Annotated in this window: 7 protein-coding genes; 6 read left to right on the top strand and 1 reads right to left on the bottom strand. The window is 46.3% G+C overall.

What is annotated here, in order from left to right; genetic code table 11:
• Positions 1-192: 192 nt before the first annotated feature.
• Positions 193-1,254: a DUF4421 family protein gene (locus NIASO_RS13360; RefSeq protein ID WP_008586597.1), complete on the bottom strand. Its 1,062-nt coding sequence runs from the start codon at positions 1,252-1,254 to the stop codon at positions 193-195.
• A gap of 108 nt (positions 1,255-1,362) precedes the next feature.
• Here NIASO_RS13360 and NIASO_RS13355 point away from each other — a divergent pair, with 108 nt between their 5' ends.
• The 6 genes from NIASO_RS13355 (at position 1,363) to NIASO_RS13330 (ending at position 13,995) form a co-directional block, all read left to right on the top strand.
• Positions 1,363-3,342 (top strand): alpha-ketoacid dehydrogenase subunit alpha/beta, encoded by a 1,980-nt coding sequence (locus NIASO_RS13355; protein WP_008586595.1) that lies wholly within the window; start codon positions 1,363-1,365, stop codon positions 3,340-3,342.
• A 589-nt stretch (positions 3,343-3,931) separates the two neighbouring features.
• The gene (locus tag NIASO_RS13350; protein ID WP_008586594.1) at positions 3,932-5,140 is read left to right on the top strand and encodes a Pycsar system effector family protein; all 1,209 of its coding nucleotides are present in this window, start codon (positions 3,932-3,934) and stop codon (positions 5,138-5,140) included.
• A gap of 11 nt (positions 5,141-5,151) precedes the next feature.
• Positions 5,152-7,185 carry a polyphosphate kinase 1 gene (gene ppk1, locus NIASO_RS13345; protein ID WP_008586592.1) on the top strand — a complete coding sequence of 678 codons (2,034 nt, stop codon included), beginning with the start codon at positions 5,152-5,154 and terminating at the stop codon, positions 7,183-7,185.
• The gene (locus NIASO_RS13340) at positions 7,175-8,041 is read left to right on the top strand and encodes an SdiA-regulated domain-containing protein (protein WP_008586590.1); all 867 of its coding nucleotides are present in this window, start codon (positions 7,175-7,177) and stop codon (positions 8,039-8,041) included. Before ppk1 ends, NIASO_RS13340 begins: the two co-directional genes overlap by 11 nt.
• Before the next feature lies 1 nt (position 8,042).
• Positions 8,043-11,645 carry a metallophosphoesterase gene (locus NIASO_RS13335; protein ID WP_008586588.1) on the top strand — a complete coding sequence of 1,201 codons (3,603 nt, stop codon included), beginning with the start codon at positions 8,043-8,045 and terminating at the stop codon, positions 11,643-11,645.
• Positions 11,646-11,649: 4 nt separating this feature from the next.
• Positions 11,650-13,995, top strand: a complete 2,346-nt coding sequence (locus tag NIASO_RS13330) for a GAF domain-containing protein (RefSeq protein ID WP_008586587.1) — start codon at positions 11,650-11,652, stop codon at positions 13,993-13,995.
• The last annotated feature ends 297 nt before the right edge of the window (positions 13,996-14,292 follow it).

Below are 14,292 nucleotides of genomic sequence, written 5' to 3'. Positions count from 1 at the left end.
AAGTAATTACGTGCGTTTCAAATCGATAGCCGGCATTTCACGTCTGACTAATGTGGTAATATGGAAATGTGAGAATGTGGAAATGATCCGGTGTGACGTAATTGCTTGCTTTTCAAAGGGAGCTTTCGTTTGCCGTCTGCCATTCGACATCCGTCCAACATCAAACATTAAACCTCAAACCAGAAAACAGCCCTAGTCTATCAAAAATCCAAATCCCATCGTCTCAATAATTTTTCTTCCCCAGTTCATCACCGTGGGGATCGTTTTGCCTGCATGAATGCGGCGGATATAGGCCAACCGGAACTGATCGCTGTACTGCTGGTAATGGATATCTTTTTCATTGGCACCGATAAAGAACCGGTTGGAAATTACAGAGGCAGCCAGCTCCCAGTTAGATGTGTTGTAGCCCAAAGCTCCGCGCATACTTAGGTTGGGGGTAAAATACCACCGGGTTTTTTTATCGCTGCTGGTAGTTTGTTCTGTAGTTTGAGCGGCATCCCCGTTGGCTGAGGCCACCAGTGTTACAAAAAAATGATTTTTTAAAACAAAGCTATGGGCATAAGCGAGGGTAGGCCCAAACATTATATAATGCAGTTTATTAATGCCGGCATCCGGGAAATTGCCGGAAACGCCGGCAGGCACAAAAGCGCTGTCGCCACGGGCGCTGCCATAAATAAATTCTCCTCCCACCATAAAAGAACCGGCAGACCGTTGTTGCCAGGTATCATAAACGAATGGTGGTTTTATGGAAAACCTGCGGCTGTTTAATATTTTCCGCAGGGTAACGCCAAAGATCTGTGTTTGAATATCCGGCCGTACATAATAAGGGCCACTGCCAAAGGAGGGGTCCGGCTGGTCGCGCAAATAAAGCCCTTTGTTTATCTGGAAGTGAAGATCAGCCAGCACCGACTGACCGTTCACCGCCCATTGAAAGTTGATCGATTTTGTTTTGCCTTTTTCTTTTTTATAATCGGGATCCAATGTTCCCAATCCCACGGAAGCGCTCACCGAAAGCCAGTCGTAGCCCACGGAAATGCCCAGTTTGGTAGGGGTATTGGTAGAATACCTCAGTGGTCCCGCCTGGTTTTTAGGGTCGATGGCAAATACGGTGTTCTTTTTTGAAAGAAGTGGCCCTATGACCAGTTTATGCGGATAGCGGTAATAATAATTGGTGTCATTTTTTGACAGGCCGTCCTGTGCGGACGACGGAAGAAAGAACAGTAGAAAAGATAGTAAAAATAAAAATAGCTTCATTAACACGTGTTTTTGATAGCATTAATGGAGTGGCGCCATCAAATAAAAAATTAAAATTAATATTTTATGAGGCTGCGAAAAATTCTTTATTAGTTTTATAGTATGACAATGGACAGAAAAGAACTGGGTAACGAACAATTAAAAGAATGGTACCGGCAATTACTGTATCCCCGTCTGATAGAGGAAAAAATGCTTATCCTGCTGCGGCAGGGTAAAATAAGTAAATGGTTCAGTGGTATGGGTCAGGAGGCGATTGCCGTGGGGGCAACACTAGCCATGCAGCCCGGTGAATGGGTGCTGCCGCTGCACCGGAACCTGGGCGTATTCACCACACGTAATATGCCTTTACACAAGCTGTTTATGCAATGGCAGGGTATGCAGGAAGGCTATTCAAGTGGCCGGGAACGAAGTTTTCATTTCGGCAGTAGTGCCCATCATATCTGTGGTATGATCTCGCACCTGGGTCCGCAATTAGCCGTGGCAGATGGAGTGGGCCTGGCGCATAAATTAAAACGGGAAGAAAAAGCGGTCCTGGTTTTTAGCGGGGAAGGCGGCACCAGTGAGGGCGATTTTCACGAAGCATTAAATGTAGCGGCAGTCTGGGACCTGCCGGTAATTTTTTTAGTGGAAAATAATGGCTATGCCTTAAGCACGCCGGTCAGGGAACAGTATCGTTGTATAGCACTTGCCGACAAAGCAAAAGGGTACGGTATGGAGGGCATAACCATAGACGGGAACAACCTGCTGGCGGTATATGATACTATTAAAGGTGTGCGGGAATATTGCATCCGTAATCAAAAGCCCTACCTGGTGGAATGTACCACCTTCCGGATGCGGGGACATGAAGAGGCCAGCGGCACAAAATATGTACCCCCGGAGCTTTTTGAGTTGTGGCAACAGCAGGATCCCCTACTGCTTTATGAACAATTTTTGTTGCAGGAGCAGGTAATGGATGCAGAAGAAATAAAGACGATCAATGAAAATATAAAGCAGTTTATTGATAAGGAGCTGGAGCAGGCAACCGCGGGCAGCACGCTTATCATTGATACGGCCGCTGAACAGGAAGCCGTGTATGCAGCGCGAAAATCTTCCGGGCTACCGGTTGTGGCCGATGGGCTGGCCTCAGTAGAAAAGCGCTTTATAGAAGCTATTAAGGAGGGCCTGTATCAAAGCATGGAAACGCATGCCAACCTGGTAGTTATGGGTCAGGACATTGCTGAATATGGCGGCGCCTTTAAAGTAACGGAAGGTTTCGCGGCTGTTTTTGGTAGGGAGCGTATTCGCAATACGCCTATTTGTGAAAGCGCGATTGTGGGTGCTGCATTGGGGTTGAGCCTGGAAGGGCAGAAAGCCGTGGTGGAAATGCAGTTTGCCGATTTTGTTTCGATGGGGTTTAACCAAGTTGTAAATAATCTGGCAAAAATTCATTACCGCTGGGGGCAAAATGCCGATGTGGTTATACGCATGCCCACTGGCGGCGGCGTAGGAGCGGGACCTTTTCACAGCCAGAGTAATGAGGCCTGGTTTGTGCATACCCCGGGGCTTAAAGTGGTGTACCCTTCCACGCCTGCCGATGCGAAAGGTTTATTGATCGCAGCCATTACTGATCCGAACCCGGTTTTGTTTTTTGAGCACAAGGCGCTGTACCGTAGTGTTAGCGGGCAGGTGCCCCTGGAACCATATGAAGTGGAGATTGGCAAAGCGCGAAAAGTTGTTTCCGGTGATGATATTTCGGTGATCACATATGGAATGGGTGTGATCTGGGCTGAAGATTATGCAGCGGCCCATCCTGAAATTTCGCTGGATATCCTGGACCTGCGCACCCTATTGCCGCTGGATTATGAATCCATCAATGCTTCTGTAATGAAAACAGGGAAAGTATTGGTATTGCATGAAGATACGCTTACGGGCGGGGTGGGTGCGGAGATCGCGGCATGGATCGGGGAGCATTGTTTTAATTGCCTGGACGCCCCGGTACTGCGCTGTGCTTCTCTGGATACGCCTATCCCCTTTAACAGGGAACTGGAGAAAAATTTTATGGCCGGAAAGCGGCTCGATGCCTGTATACAGGAACTGATGTCGTACTAGCGGAAACGGGAAATGCTGATACAGGTTGCAGGTTTGTTTGCGGCTTTTTACGGGATATTTGATCTCCGTACAAGATGCAGCGCGGACCATAAATTTAAAAGATTGCCACAAATTCGATCGTCCTGCGTTGCCGTATGATATAAGGATACAACGAAAATGATTCCCACAGATCAGCGACCAAAGACCTCCCGCATTCCGATTTATCGGAAGCAGACTTTCGCAGAAAAATGAAGTGTAATCCGCGCCACACCGATAGCTCCCGATTTATCGGGATGCGTAATCTGCGGGCCAAAAAAATTAGTTTGAACGGTTATGTTGTACAGAATACACGAATCAATTAGCTGTTGTGCGTTATTCAAAGACAAGAAACACAAATGCCATACGCCGCCGGCGCTATTTTGTGTTCATTGTTTTACGAATAGGTTAATCATTTTATTCGTGCCTGCCCCCGCCCGAATGTGCCATTCGGTACGGGCGGGCATTAGTGGCTTAGCGAATTTATGCGCCCGCCCTGGTACAAGATGTTGTAATCCCTCTTGTTTTCAGGCATTTGCCTAACTTTGAAAGGAATCTTATAATAATCAAAGAGATGGACGAACGCCAACTACTCAGCAACATTGAACAATATGTTCAGTTGTTCATGAAAGAGCATTATAAACCGGAGCTGTTGTATCATAACCAGGAACATACCCAACAAGTGGTACGGGCCGCAAAACAGATTGGCGAACATTACGGGTTAAAGGAGAAAGATTTTTTTACTGTTGTAACAGCCGCCTGGTTTCATGACCTGGGATATTATACAACCGGCTGTACCGATCATGAAAAAGAAGGCGCCCGGCTTGCAGGTGCGTACCTGCAACAGCAGCAGGTAGACGCCGATACGATCACCAAAGTACAGGACTGCATACGGGCTACGAAAATGCCACAAAACGCTCAGACCCTTTTGGAGCAGATTGTTTGTGATGCTGATTTATTTCATTTGGGAACCGCTGATTTTGCGGAGCGCAATAAACTGATGCGCAAAGAGGCAGAAGCGACAAAGGGGGCGGCGATTTCGAAAACTGATTGGAGAAATAAAACCATTCAATTACTGCAGGGCCATCAATATTATACAGATTATTGCCGTATGCTGCTGAAGGATCAGCAACAGCAGCACCTGGATAAGCTGCTACAGAAGCAGGAAGAAAAAAAGAACGATATCCCCGCCAGCCCCATACCGCAAACGGCAACGCCGGAAGCGGTTGTTAATGATAAGAAGGGTGGTAGTAAAGAAACCAGCAGGGGAATAGAAACATTGTTCCGGATCACCTCCACCAATAACCAGCGGTTGAGTGATATGGCGGACAACAAAGCCCATATCCTGATTACGGTTAACTCCATTATTCTTTCAGTGATCCTGAGCGTGCTGATAAGAAAGCTGGACAATAACACCCACCTTATTTACCCTACGATCCTGATCCTTGCTGCTTCTGTGGCTACCATGGTGATCAGCATCCTGGCAACCAGGCCCACTATTCCTGCCGGTGTTTTTACACAAAGTGAGGTGGACGCCCAAAAAGTGAACCTGTTGTTTTTTGGTAATTTTTATAAAATGAACCTGGATGACTATGCAAAGGGTATGTGGAAAGTAATGGGTGACCGGGATTTTTTGTATGGCACCCTAATAAAAGATGTTTACGCACAAGGCGTGGTATTAGGCCGGAAATATAAGTTGTTGCGGCTGGCCTACAATATTTTTATGGTTGGGATCGTGGTGGCGGTACTGGCATTTATTATAGCAATTTATACGGTGCAATAATTGTTTGATCCATGAGCGAAGCTCCGAAATTTTTTTCCCGGGATCTTAGCTGGCTGAGCTTTAACGGAACGGTGCTAGCGGAGGCGGCTAAACCGGAGTTGCCTTTGCTGGAACGGGTGCAGTTCCTGGCTATTTTTTCCTCGAACCTCGATGAATTTTATCGCGTGCGTGTTCCGGTGGCCCTTGCGCTCAGCGCTATAAAGGAAGAGGTATCAACGGATGAAACGTTGATCAGGAACATCCGGCAAACAGTAAACCTGCAGCAGGAATTTTTTGGGAACCTGCTGACTAATGAAATTATTCCTGCTTTGAAGCAGCAGCACCTTTATTTGGTGTATAACGAACCGCTGCCGGAGGTTTTGCGTGGGCAGGCAACCAATTATTTTTACAGTGTGCTTGCTGCCTGTTTGCAGGTAACCTGGCTGCGCACAACAGAACCGTTGTTCCTGGAGAACAATCATCTGTATTTTGTGGTGCCCCTGAAAAAAGAAACGGTTGAGGAATTGGCTATTGTAGCCATACCATCGCATCAGATGCCCCGTTTTTTTACGGCTCTTGTGAACGGTCAGCAGTATGTTGTTTTTATCGATGACATTATCAGGAGCTGCCTGCCCGTGATCTTTAAAGGATGCCAGGTACAGGGTGCCTATAGCATAAAACTAACGCGGGACGCGGATCTTAACCTGAAGGAGGAGTATGTGGAAGATCTTGCAGAAAAAATTGAAGCACGGATCGCGGAAAGAGATGCCGGGCTGGCAACGCGGTTGCTTTATGCGCCCGACCTGCCAGTGGCTATATTGAAACAACTGATCATTGCCTGCAAAATAGAAGGAGCGGTAATTACAGCGGGAGGAAGGTATCATAATCTAAAGGATTTTTTTTCCTTTCCGGCAAACCGGCCCGATTTAAAGTATTTACCCCAATTGCCCGTTAACCTGGATATGGGGCAGGATGGGATTTTCGAATACATGCGGCAAAAGGACCGGCTGGTACATACACCTTATATGTCCTATGATGCGGTGCTGCGTTTTTTCAATGAAGCGGCAATAGATGCCGACACCGAAGAAATTTATACCACGATGTACCGCGTGGCCAGCGACTCAAAAATTGCCCGGGCGCTGATAACTGCTGCAAAAAATGGGAAAAAAGTAACCGCCTTTATTGAGCTGAAAGCCCGGTTTGATGAGGCCAATAATATTAAATGGGGCAAAGTAATGAAGAATGCCGGGGTTGCTATTATTTACAGTATCCCGGGGTTAAAAGTGCATGCCAAGGTAGCGTTGGTAAAAAGGAGGGAGCACGGTCGTCTACAGTATTATGGCTTATTTTCGACCGGGAATTTTAATGAAAACACTGCCCGCGTTTACACCGATCACATTTTGGCGACGGCGGGTCACCTGCTATTACGGGAATTGGAGCTTTTATTTATTTTCCTGGCAAAAAGAAGAAAGCCGCGGGCAGATGAAAAAGAGTTGTTCCAACACCTTCTGGTGGCGCAATTTAATCTGCGGGATCGTTTTATGGAGCTGATGGAAAAGGAGATTGCCAATAAGAGAAAAGGAGGCCCGGCTGGTATACGTATTAAACTGAACAACATCGAAGAAGAAACGTTAATAAATCAACTGTATGCTGCAAGCAATGCCGGGGTTACCGTAGAGCTTATGGTTAGAAGCATCTGCCGGGTAGTACCCGGCGTAAAGGGGATGAGCGAAAATATCAGGGTAAAGAGAATCGTTGACCGCTACCTGGAGCATGGGCGCGTTTTTATTTTCCATAATAACGGTAACCCGCTGGTATTTATAGGCTCTTCGGACTGGATGAACCGGAATATCTACAGCCGGATTGAAGTTTGCGTACCGGTAAACGATGAACAGTTGAAAGAAGAGCTTATATCGATAGTAAATTTGCAGTGGGAGGATAATGTGGCTGCGGTAGCAATCAACAGCCGGCTGGAAACCGTTGCGATACCGCAACAGGTGCCTGTCCTCCGGTCGCAGCAGGCCATTTATTCATATATAAAAAATATACTGCAAGATGAAGATTAAATATTTTCTGGTAGGCATGATCCTTTTCTTTCAGGTGTCCTGTATTAACAGCCAGAAAGAAAATTATACAAGCCCCGGTGGTTATGATCTGCAACACCCGGAGATATTCCGGATGCCAAAAACACTGAGTGAAATTTCCGGCAATGCCTTTTATGCAGGCAATAAGGACAGGTTGTACGCAATAGAGGATGAAGACGGGTATATTTATTCTTTTACATTGGATGCAGCTATGGATCAGGTGGGCACAACGAAGTTTGGGAAAAAAGGAGATTATGAAGATATTGCCATTTATAAAAATACGGCGATCGTTTTAAGAAGCGACGGCGTCCTTTTTACTGTTCCCATGGCGGAGGTGAACCACCCCAAAGCGGCGGGGGTACAGGAATGGAAGGGCCTTTTGCCGGAGGGGGAATACGAATCCCTGTTCGCTAATGAAAAAAATAACCAATTGTACGTAATGTGCAAGTCCTGCCGTGCCGATCGTAAAAATTCAGCCGTTTCCATTTATATTTTTGATCTGACGGCCGATTCGCTTCGACCCGGGAAGCACCTTAGTTTTGATGCCACCCAGTTGGGGTATTATATCCCGTCAAAAAAATATATTGTTTTTAAACCGAGCGCTATTGCCATAAACCCGCTTACGGATGAGTGGTATATCCTTTCCTCGGTAAACAAATTGCTGGTGGTAGCCGATAGGAATTGGAACGTAAAACAGGTGCATGAATTAAGGAGTTCAATTTTTGAACAGCCGGAAGGCATTTCTTTTGACAGCAGCGGAAACCTGTATATCAGCTCCGAAGCGGGAGAAAATGATGCGGGCGTTGTGATGAAGTTTGCCTACAACCCAAAAAAATAAGATGGTTAAAAAAGTTGGATTATTACTCAGCATACTATGGATGGCTGCAACGCTGCAGGCACAGGATTCCATTGTACAAAGAGTATTGCTTATCGGGGATGCGGGAGAGATCAATTTGCATCAAAAAGAAGTGCTGACTGCAGCGGCCGGTAAGATCCTTCCATCAAAAACCCGGGTACTTTTCCTGGGCGACAATATTTATCCCAGGGGAATGAGCTTGCCGGGGCAAAGCAACCGTACTGAAACAGAACAGATCATTGAAGCCCAATACACCCCTATGATCGCCAAAGGGGCGCCGGTTTATTTTATACCGGGTAATCATGACTGGGACCGGATGGGCAAAAACGGGCTGGCAAAAATCCGGGAGCAGGCTGCATTTATCAATCATCAGAATAATCCATTGTTACATTTTGTGCCTTCAGGCGGATGCCCGGGGCCGGTGGAGATCCCGGTAAATGACCGGCTGGTGATTATTGCTTTTGACAGTGAGTGGTGGCTGTTTCCGCATAATAAAGAAAACGATTCCTGCAATTGCACCACGAAAGATGAATTTATGGAAGCGCTGGCTTCCCTGGCCAACAAGAATCAGCATAAAACAATTTTGCTGGCCGCCCATCATCCGTTTCAGAGCTATGGCGCACATGGGGGATATTTCCAGCTCAAAGATCATTTGTTCCCTTTAACCAATCTTAATAAAAACCTGTACATCCCTTTGCCGGTTATCGGTTCTCTATACCCGTTTTTACGAACAGCATTACCGAACCCTGAAGACCAGATGCACCCGGCCTACAAAGAAATGATCGCGGAAGTGGACAGTGTGTTTGCCCGTAATCAGAATGTGATCCATATAGCGGGGCATGAACACGGGTTACAGTTCATTCAAAACCAGCAAATACAAATTGTGAGCGGCGCCGGTGCAAAGAATGCCTATGTTAAAAAAGGCAAGGGAAGCCGGTTTGCCTCGCCCCGCAGCGGATTTGTAATGGTTGACCAGCTAACGGACTATAGTTTAAGGCTTACCTATTATTACCTGGATAATGATAAAATAGCGCAGGCCTATACGGATAAGATCCCTTTTGTGGCTCAAACGAAACTGGAGGCTGCCCTCAACAATTCTCCGTTATTACAGCAAGACAGCGTGGTGGTAAAAGCAGCCCCCGAACTGGATAAAGTGAGTAAAGCACACCGGAAATGGTTTGGAGAAAATTACCGGAAGGAATGGGCGGCGGATACGAAATTACCTGTGCTGAAATTATCGCAATTGCACAGGGGATTAACGCCAACGCAACAAGGCGGCGGATTACAAACAAAATCATTGCGCCTGGTTGATGCTGCGGGAAAAGAATGGGTGCTCCGGAATGTAGTCAAGAATATGGAATTCCTGTTGCCCGAGCAGGTAAGGGAAACTTTTGCAAAAGATGTGATCATGGATGCGCTCAGCGCCCAGCATCCGTACTCAGCATTAATTGTGCCGCCCCTGGCGAATGCGGCGGGCGTACCCCATACCAACCCGGTGATAGGGGTAGTAGCACCCGATAAAAATCTGGGCATTTATAGTGGCGATTTTATCGATCGTATTTGTTTATTGGAGGAACGGGAACCCTTGGGCAAATCGGACAATACGCCTAAAATGTATAAGACCCTCAAGCAGGATAATGATAACACCGTTGATACAGCCGTTTACTTTAAAGCCCGGTTGCTGGATCTATTGATCGGAGACTGGGATCGTCATGAAGATCAATGGCGATGGGCCTATAAAAAAGATAAGAAGGATAATAAACGTTATGAACCCGTACCGAGAGACCGTGACCAGGTATTGCACGTTGTGGATGGAGTATTCCCGGCAATTGCTTCCAGCAGATCGCTGATGCCGCGGCTGCATGATTTCGGCGGAACGATCAAAAAGATAAACGAATACTTCACGGCGGGCAGTAAGATCAATGCCAATTTCTTTAATCAATATGACTATGAGCAGTGGATGCAATTGACCAATGCATTTATCGGGAACATCACCGATTCGGTGCTGGAAGACGCATTACAACGTTTACCCGAATCATCTTACCGGATACGGCATGATCAGTTATTAAAACAATTTAAAGAACGCAGGGATCATCTTCCCGGTGCGATGGCAACTTATTACCGGTTCTTTAACCGTATTGTAGATATTCAGACATCCGATAAAAATGAATGGGTACAGATCACAGATACTGCTAAAGGAGGCCTGCTGGTTTCGATTCATAAGATCAGTAAATCAGGCAAAACAGATCAGGAATTATTCCACCGGGTATTTGACCCTGCAGTTACAAAGGAACTGCGGCTGTTTATTCACGATGGGGATGATAGCGTGGTGATCCGGAATACCACGCCCATAAAGCTGCGTATTGTGGGCCAGAAAGATTCGAAGGATTACCTGGTGGAAAACAGCAAAAAACATATCCGTATTTATGGCAAGAATAAGGGGGTAACGATAAATGGCGATAGTGGAAAGGTTTGGGCGCATTTGCGTAGCGACAGCGCCAACACCTCTTATCTACCCACGAATTTGTATAACAGAACACAGTACCTGCCCAACGTTGCTATTAACCGGGATGATGGACTGATGCTGGGTCTCAGCGTTCGTTTTATCAATCAGAGTTTCAGAAAAACGCCCTATGGCAATCTGCAGGAATTATCTTTCAGGCATGCCTTTTCTACAGGAGCCTATCATTTCGGAATCAAAAGCGAATGGCTGCATGCACTGGGCAAGGCCGATATGGTGGTCAATGCACAGCTTTACGCACCCGATAATACCCAGAACTTTTTTGGCCTGGGCAACAATACGGAGTATGATAAAAACAAGGGGATCCGTTATTATCGCAGCAGGTTTACCTTATTAGAGGTAATGCCCCAGTTGCGGTGGAGAAAAGACGGCGGCGCTTCCTTTAGTATAGCGCCACTTTTTCAAATGTACTCATTGGATCAGGATGATAATGCCGGCCGCTTAATAACGACCCCGTCTTTTGTTCGTTCCTATGACAGTAGTACCATCAGTAATACGAAATATTATACAGGCGTTCATCTTGCCTACACAAAAGACGCGCGTAATAACCGGTTGCTGCCCAGCTCCGGGGGCTATTTTAATATAACCATCCAGGGTTTTAAAGGATTGAATGCATACTCCCGAAATTTTGCGCAGGCCACTACAGAAATGTCGGTTTATAAAAAGCTGGACCCCCGGGGCGTTTTTGTTATTTCGGACCGGTTGGGCGGGGGCGCCACTTTTGGCAATGCTCCTTTTTATCAATCGTTGTTTTTGGGCGGACAGGATAATTTATTAGGGTTCCGCCAGTACCGGTTTGCGGGGGAACAGTTACTTTACAACAATTTCAGGGTGCGAGTTAAATTATTGGATATCGCCAGCTATATATTACCGGGGCAGTTAGGCCTCGCTGGCTTTTTTGATGCCGGAAAGGTATGGGCAAAAGGATATAACAGTAACACGATCCATACCGGTGTGGGAGGGGGTGTTTATTTTTCGCCGGCCCAGCTCTTTGTGGTACAGGTGCTGGCCGGGTATTCAAAGGAAGGATGGCTTCCTTATGTTTCTTTAGGATTTAGATTTTAATAAAATGCAGTACGAATTATTTGACCTTGCAGCGAAGACGGGTAAAAGAATAGGAGGCCTGGATGTACAGCTTTCCTTTAATCGTTTTTTGAATTACCTGGAACAGCGGATCGCTGCAACAGGGTCGGTAAAAAAAGGCTTTTTTGAATATGTGTTGAATAAGTTTTTATCCAACAAACATTTAAAAGAAAGCATCCCGCTTGATGAAATAAAATATTTCCAGGAAGAACTGGAACTGCTATATAATCTTTTGCAGCCACCCCTTGATGATGAAGGCGTTAATTTGTGGGGGCTCTGTGTTCCGATAGACCCGGTCATCTTTTTTGGTACGGAAGCTTTTTATGATCTTATAAGAAAGAGCGCGGGCGCCATGGATGAGTGTAAAGAAGCAGCAATGCCTACGGCCGAAATGATACAGCAACGCCTGCAATTCATTTATACCATCATTTTTTCCAAAGTATTTGATCAGCCTTATTCACCAAGTCTGGAGCTTACCCATTCTGTAAATTTTCAGGAAGAAGGGCTTGCCAAGTATTTCCGGATCAATATTGATACCCGTTTTGTGGAAGTGGAGGTTAAAGGACCGCTGCCGGAGCTTAAAATGGCGGCCTGGGCCAACGAGATCCGCAACGAAGATTTCGACTGGGAAAAAGGGCTGCAGGAATTGCCCTTGAACCTGTTTGCTTTCAGGGGGTTTGGAATTATTACCATTGAAGATGTAACCGAAGAACAATCGGTTGAAAATATTAAAAGCCTTACCCTGAACCGGAACGGGCATACCGATGCCGGGTATAATGACCAGATCATTGAGTCGCTGAAATCGCTTTTAGGGTCTTCGAAAATTGAATTTGGCCTGCTGCCTAATTTGCGGGTGAACGACCGGTTGGTTTTTTCCGGAGAAGATAGCGGTACTACTGTATTATGGGATGCAAAAAATGAAAAGGGCCAGGAGCAAACCCTGCTCAGCTTTGCAGAAAGCTATCTGAATCATCCTAAGACAGTGATCTTTGGCGAGAACGAGTTTTCGGGAAAATATAAGGTGATAGAGGGATACCTGCAGGCGGCCGGTATTCAGTCGTACGCGCTGCTGCCCGTTTATCACAGCAATAAAGTGGCGGGCGCACTGGAGGTATACAGCCTGGAAAAGGACCAGCTAACGCAGAACCGGCTGGTGAAGCTGCGACCCATATTGCCGATTGTGGCGCAATTGCTTCAAAATACCGTAGACGAATTCAATACTGCTGTTGACAGCGTCATTATGGATAAATTTACCGCTTTGCAACCGGCAGTACAATGGAAGTTTAAAGAGGTGGCCTGGCATTATTTAAGAGATAACCATCACGCACCCAAAAAACCGATCATTGAAAAAATCAGATTTTCACACGTATACCCGTTATACGGGGCGGTAGACATCCGGAACTCTACCATCGAACGCAACAAGGCATTGGTATTGGACCTCCGTTATCAGTTGGAACTGATGCTGGGCTTATTAGCCCGGGCAAAAGATAAAACCGGTATTTTGCTGATCGATGAAATGATCTTCAAATGCAAAAAATGGTTGGGCACCATTGACGACTATTTTAGCGATTATGATTCGGTATTGCTGAGCGAGTTCCTGGAACAGGAGGCAGAACCGCTGTTGAAACACGTAGTGGTCAGCCACCCGGAGTTAAAAGAATCTGTTGAGCATTATTTTGCCACTATTAACGAAGCGGCTGGCGACGCATTTAAGAACCGACGTGCGCTGGAAAGCTCCATGAAAGCGATTAATACGGTGATCAGTCAGCAATTGGAAGAGTTTAATGCAGAGCTTCAAAAATTATATCCTGCTTACTTCGAAAAGTTTCGTACCGACGGCCTGGAGTATGATATTTATATCGGGCAATCTATTGCACCGCAACGGGCTTTTGATCCGTTGTATTTAAAGAATATCAGGCTTTGGCAATTGCGGGTTATGGCGGAGATTGCCCGCATAATCGGGTCTCTTTGCCCCGCCATGGAGCATGCCCTGGAAACCACGCAACTGATCTTTATACGATCGGTACCCATTGATATTGCGTTCCGGCCGGATGAAAGAAAATTTGATGTGGAAGGCAGCTACAATATCCGTTACCAGATCGTAAAGAAACGCATTGATAAAGTGCATATAAAAAATACCATGGAACGCTTAACACAGCCCGGGAAAATTGCGCTGGTATATTTTAACCGGAACGAAGCCGATGAATATAAAGGCTATATCAGTTACCTGCAGAATGAAGGACTTCTGGATAATGATCTTGAATTTTTGGAACTGGAGGAGCTGCAAGGGGTTTCCGGGTTAAGGGCTATACGGGTGGGAGTGGTAGTATAACTTTTATTGATCCTTCTCGTGAAGTAACTAACGCTTTATTCGTGGGGAGTGCAGCCTTTCGTTTTACCGGGATGCCCGCCTGCCGGGCCATTAGCGCCGGAGGTGCTGCGTGTTTATAGAAAAAGGTGGTTTTAGGGGACATGGCTCCATAGAAGCCGCGTAAAAAAGTTGTCAGGACCAACGCGCTCTTATGCCTGGTATTCAAATGAACACGGGACTCTGCAGGAGTCCCGGTTAAAAATGATATAAATGCTATAGACACGGATGCTCCTGCGGAGCACAGAAACTGACCACCCT

The sequence above is a fragment of the Niabella soli DSM 19437 genome, from assembly GCF_000243115.2.
Lineage (GTDB): Bacteria > Bacteroidota > Bacteroidia > Chitinophagales > Chitinophagaceae > Niabella > Niabella soli.
The sequence above is the reverse complement of the archived record's forward strand: the minus strand, read 5'-3'. Positions and strand labels throughout refer to the sequence as shown.

Bases quoted from the DNA above. Each gene is read 5' to 3' on its own strand.
- NIASO_RS13360 (WP_008586597.1), bottom strand. From the start codon at position 1,254: ATGAAGCTATTTTTATTTTTACTATCTTTTCTACTGTTCTTTCTTCCG.
- NIASO_RS13355 (WP_008586595.1), top strand. From the start codon at position 1,363: ATGGACAGAAAAGAACTGGGTAACGAACAATTAAAAGAATGGTACCGG.
- NIASO_RS13350 (WP_008586594.1), top strand. From the start codon at position 3,932: ATGGACGAACGCCAACTACTCAGCAACATTGAACAATATGTTCAGTTG.
- ppk1 (WP_008586592.1), top strand. From the start codon at position 5,152: ATGAGCGAAGCTCCGAAATTTTTTTCCCGGGATCTTAGCTGGCTGAGC.
- NIASO_RS13340 (WP_008586590.1), top strand. From the start codon at position 7,175: ATGAAGATTAAATATTTTCTGGTAGGCATGATCCTTTTCTTTCAGGTG.
- NIASO_RS13335 (WP_008586588.1), top strand. From the start codon at position 8,043: ATGGTTAAAAAAGTTGGATTATTACTCAGCATACTATGGATGGCTGCA.
- NIASO_RS13330 (WP_008586587.1), top strand. From the start codon at position 11,650: ATGCAGTACGAATTATTTGACCTTGCAGCGAAGACGGGTAAAAGAATA.